The organism is Streptomyces sp. NPDC104814 (genome assembly GCF_055583185.1).
In genome coordinates this window covers 38,473-54,628 of record NZ_JBVJOL010000012.1, presented here as the reverse complement: position 1 = coordinate 54,628, position 16,156 = coordinate 38,473, and the positions used below count along the sequence as shown (strand labels likewise).

The window sequence follows — 16,156 nt, the reverse complement described above, 5'->3', positions numbered from 1 at the left end:
CGTCAGTTGGGCAGGACGACGACGAAGCGCTGCGGCTCTTCGCCCTCGGACTCGCTGCGCAGGCCGGCGGCCTTCACCGCGTCGTGGACGACCTTCCGCTCGAACGGGGTCATCGGCTTGAGCCGCTTGGCCTCACCGCTGCTCTTGACCTCGGCGGCGGCCTTGGCACCCAGCTCGGCCAGCTCGGAACGCTTCTTGGCCCGGTAGCCGGCGACGTCCAGCATCAGCCGGCTGCGGTCCCCGGTCTCCCGGTGCACGGCCAGCCGCGTCAGTTCCTGCAGCGCCTCGAGCACCTCGCCATCACGACCGACCAGCTTCTGCAGATCACGGCTGCCCGTGTCGCTGATGATCGACACGGAGGCCCGGTCGCCCTCCACGTCCATGTCGATGTCGCCATCGAGGTCGGCGATGTCCAGCAGACCCTCGAGGTAGTCCGCCGCGATCTCGCCCTCCTGCTCCAGGCGGGAGAGGGTGTCTGCACCCTCGGCAGCGGCGGAGGTGGTGCCTTCCGTCACGGGATGGGCTCCTTCTTACTTCTTGGACGGGGACTTGGGCCGCTGCGGGCCCTTGCGCTGGCCGGACTGGGCCTTGCTGCGGGTACCGGAGCCCTGCTTCGGGGCGGCCTTGCCGGCGGCACCGGCGGGCTTGGTGTCCTCCGGCTCCTCGGACTTGCTCAGCGACGGGCCGGTGGACGAGGGCTCATCGCCCGCCTTCATCGCGCCCGACTGGCGCTGGGCCTTGGACTGCCGCTTGGGCTGCTGCCGCTTGGGCTGGCCACCGGTGATGGTCGTGCCGTCCTCGGTCTCGACCACCGTCTGGCTCTCGCTGCGGATCACCGTGCCGTCGGTCTGGGCGGCCAGGCCGGCCTTGCTCAGGCCGTTGATGAACTTGCGCTCGAACTCGTTGCGGTCACGGCCCTTGGCGACGATGGCCTTGACGATGACCTTGTCCCGGCGCCGGGCGACCTTGCCGTGGTGCGTGACGTGCTTGTGCAGGCGCTCCAGGTAGGCGGCCTGGGCCTTGGAACCCGGGGTCGGGTTGTTGTGGATGACGTACATCTGCTGGCCCATGGTCCACACGTTGGTGGTCAGCCAGTAGACGAGGACACCGACCGGGAAGTTGATGCCGAAGACGGCGAACATGACCGGGAAGACGTACATCAGCATCTTCTGCTGCTGCATGAACGGCGTCTTCACCGTGGTGTCGACGTTCTTCGTCATCAGCTGGCGCTGCGTGTAGAACTGCGACGCCGACATCAGGACGATCATGATCGCGGTCACGACACGGACGTCGGTCAGCGTGGCGCCGAGCGAGGCGACCTTGTCGGCGCTGTCCGTGAACTTCGCGGCGAGCGGGGCACCGAAGATGTGTGCCTTACGGGCACTGGCGAGCAGCGGGTCGTTGATGACACCGATGGTCTTGCCCGTCGCGATGCCGTTGAGCACGTGGTACAGGGCGAAGAAGAACGGCGACTGGGCCAGGATGGGAAGGCACGAGGAGAGCGGGTTGGTACCCGTCTCCTTGTACAGCTTCATCATCTCTTCGGACTGGCGCTGCTTGTCGTTCTTGTAGCGCTCCTGGATCTTCTTCATCTCCGGCTGGAGCGTCTGCATCGCGCGCGTCGACTTGATCTGCTTCACGAAGAGCGGGATCAGGCAGATGCGGATCAGGATCACCAGGGACACGATGGACAGGCCCCAGGCCCACCCGGTGTCGGCGCCGAAGATCGCGCCGTACATCTTGTGGAACTGGACGATGACCCAGGAGACGGGCCAGGTGATGAAACTGAAGAGGCTGGCAATCGTGTCCACTAATCATGCTCCTTGGGCATGGGGCGGGGTCTCTGCGGCCGGGCTCGAAGGGATCTCCCCGTCGGTGGCCGGTTCGGCGGCGGAGGGCCCGCCCCTGCGTGCACGCCAGGCGTCACGCAGCATTTCGTGCCACCGCGGGCGCTTGCGCGGCGGAACATGGTCCACTCCGCCCGGCGACCACGGATTGCACCGCAGAATCCGCCAGGCTGTGAGCGCTGTTCCCTTGATCGCACCGTGCCGGTCGATCGCCGTGTAGCCGTAGTGGGAGCACGACGGGTAGTACCTGCACACCGGCCCGAGCAGCGGACTGATCGTCCACTGGTAGAGCTTGATCAGGGCCAGCAGTGGGTACTTCATCGCGCGCCCCCTCCCAGCAGCCGCTGAAGGGCGGCGTCCAGGTCTCGGGCCAGCTGTGCATGGTCGGCGTCACCCGCACCGGGCAGCGCACGTACCACTACCAGGCTACCGGGGGGCAGCTGGGTGACCCGGTCGCGCATCAGATGGCGAAGCCTGCGCTTCACCGTGTTGCGCACGACCGCGCCGCCGATGGCCTTGCTCACGACGAAACCCGCACGCGGCGGGGGAGCGCTCTCCCCTGGCGCGTGCGGGTCCGTGGCACCGCTGCGAAAATGGACGACGAGGGACGGGCGGGCTGCCCGGCGCCCTCGTCGTACCGCGGTCGCGAAGTCCTCGCGCCGCCTCAGCCGGTTTTCGGTGGGCAGCACGACGTCATGACCTGATCGGGATCAGGCGGACAGACGGGCGCGACCCTTGCCACGGCGGGACGCGAGAATCGCGCGGCCGGCACGGGTGCGCATACGCAGCCGGAAGCCGTGGGTCTTCGCGCGACGACGGTTGTTCGGCTGGAAGGTGCGCTTGCTCACTCGGGGGCTCCAGAAAGAATCGGGGTTGGCGGGGTGCCGTCCTGGCTGTCACCGTGCGCCCACGAGTAGCTCGCGTTACGCCCGAGTGCACCGCTGTCCGATCACCGTGTTCGCGATCTGTGCCCATCGGAGGCAGGCGGCAGCAGCCATCGACAACTCGACCTGGTTACGGTACGCGGGACTACGCCATCCGGTCAAACCGACGGTCACCGGGAGACACTTGTCCACAGCCTGGGGACAACAACTTGAACCGTACCCGCCGCGCTGACTACCGTGGCTGGACTCCGATTCGTTCCCTTGTCCCCTCAAGCACCCGATTCACATCCCGACCCGTCCCCGAACCACACGTTCGAGGGACTCTCTGAGAGAGCGTGCCCTGTGGCTGACGTACCTGCCGATCTTGCCGCAGTGTGGCCACGAGTGCTGGAGCAGCTCCTCGGCGAGGGACGCGATCAGGGGGTCGAAGGAAGGGACGAGCACTGGATCCGGCGCACACAGCCGCTGGCGCTGGTCGCCGACACGGCCCTGCTCGCCGTACCGAACGAGTTCGCGAAGAACGTCCTCGAGGGGCGTCTCGCGCCGATCGTCAGCGAGACGCTGAGCCGCGAGTGCGGCCGGCCGATCCGGATCGCGATCACCGTCGACGACTCCGCGGGCGAGCCCGCGGCTCCCGCCACGCCGGCCGCTCCGCCGCAGCCGCGCTACGAGGAGCCGCGGTACGAGGAATCGCGTTACGAGGAGCCCGAGCCGCCCGCCGCCCCGCAGTACGACCAGTACGAGGGGTACGGCCGGCACCGCGGCGAGTCCGGCGACCAGCTCCCCACGGCCCGCCCCGCCTACCCCTCCGAGTACCAGCGCCCCGAGCCCGGCGCCTGGCCGCGTCCCTCCCAGGACGACTACGGCTGGCAGCAGCAGCGGCTCGGCTTCCCCGAGCGCGACCTGTACGGCTCCGGGGGACACGGCGCGAAGGACCCGTACGGCTCCGGGCCGGGTGGCAAGGACCCGTACGCCTCGGGTGGGCCGGCGAAGGACCCCTACGCCTCGGCACCGGGCGGCAACGATCCGTACGGCTCCGCGCCGGGCGGCAAGGACCCGTACGCGTCCGGCGGCCCGGCGAAGGACCCGTACGCCTCGCCGTCGTCGAAGGATCCGTACGCCTCGCCCTCCTCGGCGGACTACCGGCCACCGGCGAGTGAGCGGCCGTCCTACGACCAGCCCCGCGGTGAGTACGACCGCCGCGACACCCACGACACCCGCGACGGCCGTCCCTCGCGCGACTACGACCGTGACTACGACCAGCGCGACGGCGGCCGCCGGGAGCTGCCCGAGCCGCCGGCCGGCTCCGGGCACGTGCACCGCGGCGGTCCCGTGGGCTCGAACCTGCCCACCACCGGGGCTCCCGGACCGCTGGCCGCGCAGCCCGCGCCGGCCTCCGGACCCGGGGAGCCGACCGCGCGGCTGAACCCGAAGTACCTGTTCGACACGTTCGTCATCGGCGCCTCGAACCGCTTCGCGCACGCGGCCGCGGTGGCCGTGGCCGAGGCGCCGGCGAAGGCGTACAACCCGCTGTTCATCTACGGCGAGTCCGGGCTCGGCAAGACGCACCTGCTGCACGCCATCGGGCACTACGCGCGCAGCCTCTACCCGGGCACGCGCGTGCGGTACGTGAGCTCGGAGGAGTTCACCAACGAGTTCATCAACTCCATCCGCGACGGCAAGGGCGACAGCTTCCGCAAGCGGTACCGGGAGATGGACATCCTGCTCGTCGACGACATCCAGTTCCTGGCGGACAAGGAGTCGACGCAGGAGGAGTTCTTCCACACCTTCAACACGCTGCACAACGCCAACAAGCAGATCGTGCTGTCCTCCGACCGGCCGCCGAAGCAGCTGGTCACGCTGGAGGACCGGCTGCGCAACCGGTTCGAGTGGGGACTGATCACCGACGTCCAGCCGCCCGAGCTGGAGACGCGGATCGCGATCCTGCGCAAGAAGGCGGTGCAGGAGCAGCTGAACGCGCCGCCGGAGGTGCTGGAGTTCATCGCCTCCCGTATCTCGCGGAACATCCGTGAGCTGGAGGGCGCGCTGATCCGGGTGACGGCGTTCGCGTCGCTCAACCGGCAGCCGGTGGACCTGGGGCTGACGGAGATCGTCCTGAAGGACCTGATCCCGGGCGGCGAGGACTCGGCCCCGGAGATCACCTCCACGGCGATCATGAGCGCGACGGCGGACTACTTCGGGCTGACGGTCGAGGATCTGTGCGGCACGTCGCGGGGGCGCGCGCTGGTGACCGCCCGGCAGATCGCCATGTATCTGTGCCGTGAGCTGACGGATCTGTCGCTGCCGAAGATCGGTGCGCTGTTCGGCGGCCGGGACCACACGACGGTGATGCACGCGGACCGCAAGATCCGCAATCTGATGGCCGAGCGCCGCTCCATCTACAACCAGGTCACCGAGCTGACCAACCGCATCAAGAACGGCTGACGCCACCACGGCGGATTGCACAGAGGGCGCTCCCGGGTCGCCGGGGGCGCCCTCAGCCGTATCCAGGACGCCTTAGCCGGCCGCGAACGCCTTCGACGGCCTCCGACGCGCTGCCTTGGCCGTCGTCCATCTGTCATCTCTTGTTCGATTACCTGCCGGGTTACGGCCTCTCTCCACAGATTCGGGGACTTTTTCGCGTCCACACCCTGGGGACTGCCGAGTTGTCCAGATCGCGTCCACAGGGGAGCCTGGGGGAACATCATCGGCCCAGCTCAGGTGCCTGTGGATCCGTGGACGAAGAAGATCCACAGGGTGTGGACAACTTGCCGGTCCACACCCTGTGCAGGAAGTTGTCCACGGGTAACCCACAGGCTGAGGCCCGTTGTCCCCAGAGATCGCCCGCTTCTCCACATGTCTGTCCACTGTTCGGCAAGCCGACGCGCCTCCTCACCACGTCGAGTGAAAGCCGTCACACGAAGCTGCCGGGTTGGGCTGTGGGAAACGTGGGTAAACCTGGGGACGCTTCTGGGGAGAACTCGCCCCGGCCTGTTGATGGTGTGTGCAGAACTTTCTGTTCTCCACAGAAGGCCCCGGTTGTCCACCGCCTCCACCCACAGGCCCGGTGGATAAAATTTGGGCTCTGACCTGCGCAAACGAGGTTATCCACGGTATCCACAGGCCCTACTACTACCAACGACTAGAGAGAGCGAGGAATTCGTTTCGAAGCGGGGCCTGTGCACAACTCGCTGTCGGTTGACCGGCTGCCCCTCGTCGCGACTTGACCCCGACGGGCACCTACTGTCAGTGCGGTGCGTCAGACTGGTCCCGGTGTCCTTCCCCCCGACGGGGCCCGTGACACCGCGACAGACGACGAAGGCGAAGCAGGGCGACAAGCGCCGGCAACAGCAGGAGGCGGCTTACCGTGAAGATCCGGGTGGAACGCGACGTACTCGCGGAGGCAGTGGCCTGGGCGGCCCGCAGCCTCCCGGCCCGTCCGCCGGCGCCTGTCCTCGCCGGCCTGCTGCTGAAGGCGGAGGACGGCCAGCTGAGCCTGTCCAGCTTCGACTACGAGGTCTCCGCCCGGGTGAGCGTCGAGGCCGAGGTCGAGGAGGAGGGCACGGTCCTGGTGTCCGGCCGCCTGCTCGCCGACATCTCCCGCGCGCTCCCCAACCGCCCGGTGGAGATTTCCACAGACGGTGTACGGGCGACGGTGGTCTGTGGGTCGTCCCGGTTCACCCTGCACACACTGCCTGTGGAGGAGTACCCGGCGCTTCCCCAGATGCCGAACGCGACCGGCACGGTCCCCGGCGAGGTCTTCGCCGCCGCCGTCTCGCAGGTGGCCATCGCCGCCGGCCGTGACGACACGCTGCCCGTCCTCACCGGTGTGCGCATCGAGATCGAGGGCGACACGGTCACCCTGGCCTCCACCGACCGCTACCGCTTCGCGGTCCGCGAGTTCCTGTGGAAGCCGGAGAACCCGGACGTCTCCGCGGTCGCCCTGGTGCCCGCCAAGACCCTCCAGGACACCGCCAAGGCGCTCACCAGCGGCGACAGCGTCATCCTGGCGCTGTCCGGCTCGGGCGCAGGCGAGGGCCTGATCGGCTTCGAGGGCGCCGGCCGCCGCACCACGACCCGGCTGCTCGAGGGCGACCTGCCGAAGTACCGCACGCTGTTCCCGACGGAGTTCAACTCCGTCGCCGTGATCGAGACCGCCCCCTTCGTGGAGGCCGTCAAGCGTGTGGCCCTGGTCGCCGAGCGCAACACCCCGGTGCGGCTGAGCTTCGAGCAGGGCGTGCTGATCCTGGAGGCCGGCTCCAGCGACGACGCACAGGCTGTGGAAAGGGTCGACGCCCAGCTGGAGGGTGACGACATCTCCATCGCCTTCAACCCGACGTTCCTGCTGGACGGTCTGAGCGCGATCGACTCGCCGGTGGCGCAGCTGTCGTTCACCACGTCCACCAAGCCCGCGCTGCTGAGCGGCAAGCCGGCCGTGGACGCCGAGGCGGACGACGCGTACAAGTACCTGATCATGCCGGTGCGGCTGAGCGGCTGACCCCGCCCGCTGCCGGAGTGAGGCCGCCGCGGTGGTCCACAGCCTGTGGACCACCGTCCGTCGAAATCCCCAGGTGAGGGCGTACGTCTGAGCGCGTATGCCCACAGCTGTGCGGGACCGTCCGGGATTAGGCTCGGACAGGGGTACGAGGGTGCCCCAGGGGTGCCATGGTGCCCCGCACGCCACACAGCGACCTTAAGGAACAGCACTGATGGAGCTCGGTCTCGTCGGCCTCGGCAAGATGGGCGGCAACATGCGCGAGCGGATCCGCCGCGCCGGCCACACCGTCATCGGATACGACCGCAACCCCGACGTCGCGGATGTCCACAGCCTTCAGGAGCTTGTGGGCAAGCTCTCCGGCCCGCGCGTGGTGTGGGTGATGGTCCCGGCGGGCGAGCCCACCCAGTCGACCATCGACGAGCTGGCCGAGCTGCTCCAGCCCGGTGACGTGGTGGTGGACGGCGGCAACTCCCGCTGGACCGACGACGAGAAGCACGCACGGGAGCTGGCCGCCAAGGGCATCGGTTTCGTCGACTGCGGCGTCTCCGGCGGGGTCTGGGGCCTGGAGAACGGCTACGCGCTGATGTACGGCGGCGACGCCGAGAACGTCGCCAAGGTCCAGCCGGTCTTCGACGCGCTGAAGCCGGAGGGCGACTTCGGCGCGGTGCACGCCGGCAAGGTCGGCGCGGGCCACTTCGCGAAGATGGTCCACAACGGCATCGAGTACGCCATGATGCAGGCCTACGCCGAGGGCTGGGAGCTGCTGGAGAAGGTCGACTCCGTGGAGAACGTCCGCGAGGTCTTCCGCTCCTGGCAGGAGGGCACGGTCATCCGCTCCTGGCTGCTGGACCTCGCGGTGAACGCCCTCGACGACGACGAGCACCTTCAGGGCCTGCGCGGTTACGCACAGGACTCCGGTGAGGGACGCTGGACCGTGGAGGCCGCCATCGACAACGCGGTGCCGCTGCCGGCGATCACCGCGTCGCTGTTCGCGCGGTTCGCCTCCCGCCAGGAGGACTCGCCGCAGATGAAGATGATCGCGGCGCTGCGCAATCAGTTCGGCGGCCACGCGGTCGAGAAGAAGTAACCCGCCCCGGGCGACGCGCCCGCAGGACGCGTCGCCCGGAGAGAACGCGCAACGACAAGCGCGCCACGAGAAGCAGTACAGGCACTACCCGAAGGCTGGGGAGGTCGGCGAACGACCATGCACGTCACGCATCTGTCGCTGGCCGACTTCCGCTCCTACGCCCGGGCCGAGGTCCCGCTGGAGGCGGGCGTCACCGCGTTCGTCGGCCCCAACGGGCAGGGCAAGACCAACCTGGTGGAAGCGGTCGGCTACCTCGCCACGCTGGGCAGCCACCGCGTCGCCTCCGACGCCCCGCTCGTGCGCATGGGCGCCGAGCGGGCCGTCGTACGCGCCCAGGTCCGGCAGGGCGAGCGGCAGCAGCTGATCGAGCTGGAGCTGAACCCCGGCAAGGCCAACCGCGCCCGTATCAACCGGTCCTCGCAGGTCAGGCCGCGGGACATCCTCGGCATCGTGCGGACCGTGCTGTTCGCGCCGGAGGACCTCGCCCTGGTCAAGGGCGATCCGGGGGAGCGGCGGCGGTTCCTGGACGAGCTGATCACCGCGCGCTCCCCGCGCATGGCGGGCGTGCGCTCGGACTACGAGCGGGTGCTGAAGCAGCGCAACACCCTGCTCAAGACGGCCGCGCTGGCCCGTCGGCACGGCGGCCGCTCCATGGACCTGTCCACGCTCGACGTGTGGGACCAGCACCTCGCGCGGGCCGGCGCCGAACTGCTCGCCCAGCGCCTGGACCTGATCGCCGCGCTCCAGCCGCTGGCCGACAAGGCGTACGAGCAGCTGGCCCCGGGCGGCGGGCCGCTCGGTCTGGAGTACAAGCCGTCCGCGCCCGGCGAGGCACACGCGCGTGAGGACCTCTACGCGCAGCTCATGGCGGCGCTCGCGGACGCCCGCAAGCAGGAGATCGAGCGGGGCGTCACCCTGGTCGGCCCGCACCGCGACGACCTGCTGCTCAAGCTCGGCCGGCTGCCGGCCAAGGGCTACGCCTCCCATGGCGAGTCCTGGTCCTACGCCCTCGCCCTGCGTCTGGCCTCCTACGACCTGCTGCGTGCCGAGGGCAACGAGCCGGTGCTCATCCTCGACGACGTGTTCGCCGAGCTGGACGCCCGCCGCCGGGAGCGGCTGGCGGAGCTGGTGGCGCCGGGCGAGCAGGTGCTCGTGACGGCGGCGGTCGACGACGACGTACCGCACGTGCTCAGCGGCGCCCGGTACGCGGTGGCGGACGGCGAGGTGGCACGCGTATGAGCGGCGGCATGGCACGCGTGACGGCGGAGGCCGGCACCCGGATGACCGGCGAGGTGGCACGCGTGACCGCGGAGGTGACGCGCGGATGACCGGACAGCAGCCGGAGAGCCGGCCCGAGAGCCGGCCGGAGAACCAGCCGAAGAAGGCTCCCGAGCCGTCCGGTGTCGACCTCGCGCGCGTGGCGCTGCGCGCCGCGAAGGAGGCCGCACGCGCGCGTGGCGACGCCGCGCAGCAGAAGAAGCAGGCGCGCCGCGGCGGCCTGCGCTCCGGCGCGCGGGCCGACGGACGCGACCCGCTGGCACTCGGTGCGGCGATCAACCGGCTGATCACCGAGCGGGGATGGGAGACGCCGGCCGCGGTGGGCGGAGTCATGGGCCGCTGGCCGCAGATCGTCGGCGAGGACGTGGCCAAGCACTGCGTGCCGGAGCGGTACGACGAGGACGAGCGCGTGCTGGTGGTGCGCTGCGACTCCACGGCCTGGGCGACCAACCTCCGTCTGCTCGCCCCGACGCTGGTCGCGCGGCTCAACGAGGACCTGGGGCACGGCGCCGTCCGCATGATCAAGGTGCTGGGCCCGGGCGGCCCCGTGCGCCGCTACGGCCCCCTGCGCGCCCCGGGCAGTGTCGGACCGGGCGACACCTACGGCTGAGTACGGCCGGGGACGGCGCCGGCGTGCCCGAGTGAGCGACGTCACACCGAATCCCTGCGTCTACGCGCGTGCGTGCCGGGTCGCCTGCCGCGCTGCCCGCCCCCGCGTACGGAACGCACGCACGCGTGCACGGCAAGACACACAAAATCACCGCATAAGCGTACGAAACGACACCTGACTCCCGAGTAGCAAAGGGTTGACAGTCCGAGGCGCTGAGTGCCGCTGTGAGCCTCTTGGAGCCCCCTTCCGTATATCGGGAGTCGGAAGAGGCCGGTTCAGGGCGCCACATCGGGACTCAGGTACCGGCAAACCCCCATCGATGTCAGTGCTACCGGTAGACTGGAAGCCAATCCCGCCCCAACCACGGGGACCGTCCGGGAAACGCTGAGCAACGCTGATCAAGGCTTACCAACGCACCATGCCGCAGCCGCTCCGGCAACCCTCCTCCACAGGGGGAACCCCCAGGAGCCTGGCTTGTGCTGTGCCAGAAAGGGCGCTTCGTGGCCGATTCCGGCAACCCCAACGAGAACATCCCGTCCACCGACGCCGGCGCGGACAACGCGGCGAGCACCTCGAGCGGTGAGGTCACGGCCTCGTACGACGCCAGCGCCATCACCGTCCTCGAGGGTCTGGACGCGGTCCGCAAGCGACCCGGCATGTACATCGGCTCGACCGGCGAGCGCGGACTGCACCACCTCGTGTACGAGGTCGTCGACAACTCCGTCGACGAGGCGCTGGCCGGCCACGCGGACACGATCGACGTGACGATCCTCGCCGACGGCGGGGTGCGCGTCGTCGACAACGGCCGCGGTATCCCGGTCGGCATCGTGCCCTCCGAGGGCAAGCCGGCCGTCGAGGTCGTGCTGACGGTCCTGCACGCGGGCGGCAAGTTCGGCGGCGGCGGCTACGCGGTCTCCGGCGGTCTGCACGGCGTGGGCGTGTCCGTGGTGAACGCCCTGTCGAGCAAGGTCTCCGTCGAGGTCAGGACCGACGGGTACCGCTGGACGCAGGACTACAAGATGGGCGTCCCGACGGCGCCGCTGGCCCAGCACGAGGCGACGCAGGAGACCGGCACCTCGGTCACCTTCTGGGCCGACGCGGACATCTTCGAGACCACGGAGTACTCCTTCGAGACGCTGTCGCGGCGTTTCCAGGAGATGGCGTTCCTCAACAAGGGCCTGACGATCAAGCTCACCGACGAGCGTGAGTCGGCGAAGGCCACCGCCGGGGCGGACGAGGCGGGCGCCGACGAGAAGGACGAGGCCAAGACCGTCACGTACCACTACGAGGGCGGCATCGTCGACTTCGTGAAGTACCTCAACGCCCGCAAGGGCGAGGTGGTCCACCCGACGGTCATCGACCTCGAGGCCGAGGACAAGGACAAGAGCCTGTCCCTCGAGGTCGCGATGCAGTGGAACAGCGGCTACAGCGAGGGTGTGTACTCCTTCGCGAACATCATCCACACTCATGAGGGCGGCACTCACGAAGAGGGCTTCCGCGCCGCGCTGACGTCCCTGATCAACAAGTACGCGCGCGACAAGAAGCTGCTGCGTGAGAAGGACGACAACCTCACCGGTGACGACATCCGCGAGGGTCTGACCGCGATCATCTCGGTCAAGCTGAGCGAGCCGCAGTTCGAGGGCCAGACCAAGACCAAGCTGGGCAACACGGAGGCCAAGACCTTCGTGCAGAAGGCGGTCTACGAGCACCTCACCGACTGGCTCGACCGCAACCCGAACGAGGCCGCGGACATCATCCGCAAGGGCATCCAGGCCGCCACCGCGCGCGTGGCCGCGCGCAAGGCCCGCGACCTGACCCGCCGCAAGGGCCTGCTGGAGACGGCGTCCCTGCCCGGCAAGCTCTCCGACTGCCAGTCGAACGACCCCACCAAGTGCGAGATCTTCATCGTCGAGGGTGACTCCGCCGGCGGCTCGGCCAAGTCCGGACGCAACCCGGAATACCAGGCGATCCTCCCGATCCGCGGCAAGATCCTCAATGTCGAGAAGGCGCGGATCGACAAGATCCTGCAGAACCAGGAGATCCAGGCGCTGATCTCCGCCTTCGGCACGGGTGTGCACGAGGACTTCGACATCGACAAGCTCCGCTATCACAAGATCATCCTGATGGCGGACGCCGACGTCGACGGCCAGCACATCAACACGCTGCTGCTGACCTTCCTGTTCCGCTTCATGCGGCCGCTGGTCGAGGCCGGGCACGTGTTCCTCTCCCGCCCCCCGCTGTACAAGATCAAGTGGGGCAAGGACGACATCGAGTACGCCTACTCCGACCGTGAGCGCGACGCGCTGCTGGAGCTGGGCCGCCAGCGCGGCAAGCGGGTGCGCGAGGACTCGATCCAGCGCTTCAAGGGTCTCGGCGAGATGAACGCCGAGGAGCTGCGCGTGACCACCATGGACCAGGAGCACCGCGTCCTCGGCCAGGTCACCCTCGACGACGCCGCCCAGGCCGACGAGCTGTTCTCGGTCCTGATGGGCGAGGACGTCGAGGCACGCCGGCAGTTCATCCAGCGCAACGCCAAGGACGTCCGCTTCCTCGACATCTGAGTCGGTCTCAGCTGACCGCACCAGGAAGGATCTTCACCAGCAATGGCCGACGAGAACACCCCCGTCACCCCCGAAGGTGACGGCGTCATCGCCCAGCGTGTCGAGCCCGTCGGGCTCGAGACGGAGATGCAGCGCTCCTACCTCGACTACGCGATGTCCGTCATCGTCTCGCGTGCGCTGCCCGACGTCCGGGACGGCCTCAAGCCCGTCCACCGCCGCGTGCTGTACGCGATGTACGACGGCGGCTACCGCCCCGAGCGCGGCTTCTACAAGTGCGCCCGTGTCGTCGGCGACGTCATGGGCAACTACCACCCGCACGGCGACTCCTCGATCTACGACGCGCTGGTCCGCCTGGCCCAGCCGTGGTCGATGCGGATGCCGCTGGTCGACTCCAACGGCAACTTCGGCTCCCCGGGCAACGACCCGGCCGCGGCCATGCGGTACACCGAGTGCAAGATGGCGCCGCTGTCGATGGAGATGGTCCGCGACATCGACGAGGAGACCGTCGACTTCACGGACAACTACGACGGCCGCTCCCAGGAGCCGACCGTCCTGCCCTCGCGCTTCCCGAACCTGCTGATCAACGGCTCGGCCGGTATCGCGGTCGGCATGGCGACCAACATCCCGCCGCACAACCTGCGCGAGGTCGCCGCCGGCGCCCAGTGGTATCTGGAGAACCCCGAGGCCTCGCACGAGGAGCTGCTGGACGCGCTGATCGAGCGCATCAAGGGCCCCGACTTCCCGACCGGCGCGCTCGTCGTGGGCCGCAAGGGCATCGAGGAGGCGTACCGCACGGGCCGCGGTTCGATCACCATGCGCGCGGTGATCGAGGTCGAGGAGATCCAGAACCGCCAGTGCCTGGTGGTCACCGAGCTGCCGTACCAGGTGAACCCGGACAACCTGGCGCAGAAGATCGCCGACCTGGTGAAGGACGGCAAGATCGGCGGCATCGCCGACGTCCGCGACGAGACCTCCTCGCGCACCGGACAGCGCCTGGTCATCGTGCTCAAGCGGGACGCGGTCGCCAAGGTCGTCCTGAACAACCTGTACAAGCACACCGACCTGCAGACCAACTTCGGCGCGAACATGCTCGCGCTGGTCGACGGCGTGCCGCGCACCCTCTCCCTGGACGCGTTCATCCGCCACTGGGTGACGCACCAGATCGAGGTCATCGTCCGCCGTACGCGCTTCCGGCTGCGCAAGGCGGAGGAGCGGGCGCACATCCTGCGCGGTCTGCTCAAGGCGCTCGACGCGATCGACGAGGTCATCGCGCTGATCCGGCGCAGTGACACCGTCGACGTCGCCCGCCACGGCCTGATGGACCTGCTGGAGATCGACGAGATCCAGGCCAACGCCATCCTCGAGATGCAGCTGCGGCGCCTGGCGGCCCTGGAGCGGCAGAAGATCGTCCAGGAGCACGACGAACTCCAGGCGAAGATCACCGAGTACAACGCGATCCTCGCCTCGCCGGTCCGTCAGCGCGGCATCGTCAGCGAGGAACTGGCCGCGATCGTCGAGAAGTACGGCGACGACCGCAAGACGAAGCTGATCCCCTACGAGGGCGACATGTCCATCGAGGACCTGATCGCCGAAGAGGACATCGTCGTCACGGTCACCCGCGGCGGCTACATCAAGCGGACCAAGACCGACGACTACCGGGCGCAGAAGCGCGGCGGCAAGGGCGTACGGGGCACGAAGCTGAAGGAAGACGACATCGTCGACCACTTCTTCGTCTCCACCACGCACCACTGGCTGCTGTTCTTCACCAACAAGGGCCGCGTCTACCGCATCAAGGGCTACGAGCTGCCCGAGGCCGGCCGGGACGCGCGCGGCCAGCACGTGGCGAACCTGCTGGCCTTCCAGCCGGACGAGGCGATCGCCGAGATCCTCGCCATCCGCGACTACGAGGCGGTGCCGTACCTGGTGCTGGCCACCAAGTCCGGCCTGGTGAAGAAGACGCCGCTGAAGGACTACGACTCCCCGCGCTCGGGCGGTGTCATCGCCATCAACCTCCGTGAGCGCGAGGAGGGCGGCGACGACGAGCTGATCGGCGCGGAGCTGGTCTCGGCCGACGACGACCTGCTGCTGATCAGCAAGAAAGCGCAGTCGATCAGGTTCACCGCCTCGGACGACACGCTGCGTCCGATGGGCCGTGCCACCTCGGGCGTCAAGGGCATGAGTTTCCGTGGCGGGGACGAACTGCTCTCGATGAATGTGGTGCGACCCGGTACGTTCGTGTTCACTGCCACTGACGGTGGGTACGCGAAGCGGACCCGCGTCGACGAGTACCGCGTCCAGGGCCGCGGCGGCCTCGGCATCAAGGCCGCCAAGATCGTGGAGGACCGCGGTGAGCTGGTCGGCGCGCTGGTGGTCGAGGAGACCGACGAGATCCTCGCCATCACACTCTCGGGCGGTGTGATTCGTACGCGAGTCAACGAGGTCAGGGAGACGGGCCGTGACACCATGGGCGTCCAACTGATCAACCTGGGCAAGCGCGATGCCGTGGTCGGCATCGCCCGTAACGCCGAGGCGGGGCGTGAGGCGGAGGAAGTCGACGGCGACGTGGCCGTGGACGAGACCGCCGAGGACGCCGCGACCACCGGCACGGACGAGGGTGAGTCGCCCTCGGCCGAGTAGCACGAGGAGTGAGCATCGTGAGCGGAGCCACGGGCGCCGGACCGACCGGTACCAGTACGGGAACGGACGGCGGCGGCCGTGGCTCCGCCGCGCACGCCTCACCTGTGAACGACCCTGCGCACGACCCGCAGACCACCAACCTCCAGGCGATCAAGGCGCCCGCCAAGGGCGCGCCCTCTTCCGACACCCAGGGATCCCAGGGGGGAACCGTGACGGACACCCGAGGTCAGCAGCCGGCCTCGCCGCTGCCCGACGAGCGCCAGGGGCAGCAGAGCGGCGACCCCTACCACCCGCCGCAGGCCTACCAGTCGGACGCCGTACGCCGCCCGCGCACCGGAGTGCGCACGACGCCGCGGGTGCGCAAGGCACGGCTGCGGGTGGCCAAGGCCGACCCCTGGTCGGTGATGAAGGTCAGCTTCCTGCTCTCCATCGCGCTCGGCATCTGCACGGTCGTGGCGGCCGCGGTGCTGTGGATGGTGATGGACGCGATGGGCGTCTTCTCCACGGTCGGCGGCACGATCTCCGAGGCGACCGGCTCCAACGAGTCGAACGGCTTCGACCTGCAGTCCTTCCTGTCGCTCCCCCATGTGCTGATGTTCGCGACGATCATCGCGGTCATCGATGTGGTCCTCGCGACGGCGCTCGCGACCCTCGGCGCGTTCATCTACAACCTGTCCGCTGGTTTCGTCGGCGGCATCGAGCTGACGCTCGCCGAGGACGAGTGAGCAGGTCGCGGACAACCGATTTTGGGACT

At 68.9% G+C, this 16,156-nt stretch carries 13 protein-coding genes; 8 read left to right on the top strand and 5 right to left on the bottom strand.

Features of this window, described 5'->3' with window-relative positions:
* Positions 1-2: 2 nt before the first annotated feature.
* The 5 genes from ACZ64A_RS31445 to rpmH are packed head-to-tail and all read right to left on the bottom strand — an operon-like array spanning position 3 to position 2,695.
* On the bottom strand, positions 3-515 hold the full coding sequence (locus ACZ64A_RS31445) for a Jag family protein (protein WP_469815219.1): 513 nt from the start codon (positions 513-515) through the stop codon (positions 3-5).
* A gap of 15 nt (positions 516-530) precedes the next feature.
* Positions 531-1,811 (bottom strand): membrane protein insertase YidC, encoded by a 1,281-nt coding sequence (gene yidC, locus ACZ64A_RS31440; protein ID WP_469815217.1) that lies wholly within the window; start codon positions 1,809-1,811, stop codon positions 531-533.
* Between the two features lie 3 nt (positions 1,812-1,814).
* On the bottom strand, positions 1,815-2,168 hold the full coding sequence (gene yidD / locus ACZ64A_RS31435) for a membrane protein insertion efficiency factor YidD (RefSeq protein WP_469815215.1): 354 nt from the start codon (positions 2,166-2,168) through the stop codon (positions 1,815-1,817).
* Positions 2,165-2,536: a ribonuclease P protein component gene (gene rnpA, locus ACZ64A_RS31430; protein ID WP_469815213.1), complete on the bottom strand. Its 372-nt coding sequence runs from the start codon at positions 2,534-2,536 to the stop codon at positions 2,165-2,167. Before rnpA ends, yidD begins: the two co-directional genes overlap by 4 nt.
* A 21-nt stretch (positions 2,537-2,557) precedes the next feature.
* Complete coding sequence (gene rpmH / locus ACZ64A_RS31425; RefSeq protein ID WP_003949374.1) at positions 2,558-2,695, bottom strand: 50S ribosomal protein L34; 138 nt, start codon at positions 2,693-2,695, stop codon at positions 2,558-2,560.
* Between the two features lie 378 nt (positions 2,696-3,073).
* Between rpmH and dnaA the strand changes: the two genes are divergently transcribed.
* The 8 genes from dnaA (at position 3,074) to ACZ64A_RS31385 (ending at position 16,127) form a co-directional block, all read left to right on the top strand.
* Positions 3,074-5,176, top strand: a complete 2,103-nt coding sequence (gene dnaA / locus ACZ64A_RS31420) for a chromosomal replication initiator protein DnaA (RefSeq protein ID WP_469815211.1) — start codon at positions 3,074-3,076, stop codon at positions 5,174-5,176.
* A gap of 922 nt (positions 5,177-6,098) precedes the next feature.
* Positions 6,099-7,229: a DNA polymerase III subunit beta gene (gene dnaN / locus ACZ64A_RS31415; RefSeq protein ID WP_361630206.1), complete on the top strand. Its 1,131-nt coding sequence runs from the start codon at positions 6,099-6,101 to the stop codon at positions 7,227-7,229.
* Positions 7,230-7,440: 211 nt separating this feature from the next.
* Positions 7,441-8,316 (top strand): phosphogluconate dehydrogenase (NAD(+)-dependent, decarboxylating), encoded by an 876-nt coding sequence (gene gnd, locus ACZ64A_RS31410; RefSeq protein ID WP_469815209.1) that lies wholly within the window; start codon positions 7,441-7,443, stop codon positions 8,314-8,316.
* 117 nt (positions 8,317-8,433) lie between these two features.
* Positions 8,434-9,555 (top strand): DNA replication/repair protein RecF, encoded by a 1,122-nt coding sequence (recF, locus tag ACZ64A_RS31405; protein WP_469815207.1) that lies wholly within the window; start codon positions 8,434-8,436, stop codon positions 9,553-9,555.
* Positions 9,556-9,640: 85 nt separating this feature from the next.
* On the top strand, positions 9,641-10,204 hold the full coding sequence (locus tag ACZ64A_RS31400) for a DciA family protein (RefSeq protein WP_469815205.1): 564 nt from the start codon (positions 9,641-9,643) through the stop codon (positions 10,202-10,204).
* 476 nt (positions 10,205-10,680) lie between these two features.
* On the top strand, positions 10,681-12,765 hold the full coding sequence (gene gyrB, locus ACZ64A_RS31395; RefSeq protein WP_469815203.1) for a DNA topoisomerase (ATP-hydrolyzing) subunit B: 2,085 nt from the start codon (positions 10,681-10,683) through the stop codon (positions 12,763-12,765).
* Positions 12,766-12,807: 42 nt separating this feature from the next.
* Positions 12,808-15,402 (top strand): DNA gyrase subunit A, encoded by a 2,595-nt coding sequence (gyrA, locus tag ACZ64A_RS31390; protein ID WP_469815201.1) that lies wholly within the window; start codon positions 12,808-12,810, stop codon positions 15,400-15,402.
* A gap of 17 nt (positions 15,403-15,419) precedes the next feature.
* Complete coding sequence (locus ACZ64A_RS31385; RefSeq protein WP_469815199.1) at positions 15,420-16,127, top strand: DUF3566 domain-containing protein; 708 nt, start codon at positions 15,420-15,422, stop codon at positions 16,125-16,127.
* Positions 16,128-16,156: the final 29 nt, after the last annotated feature.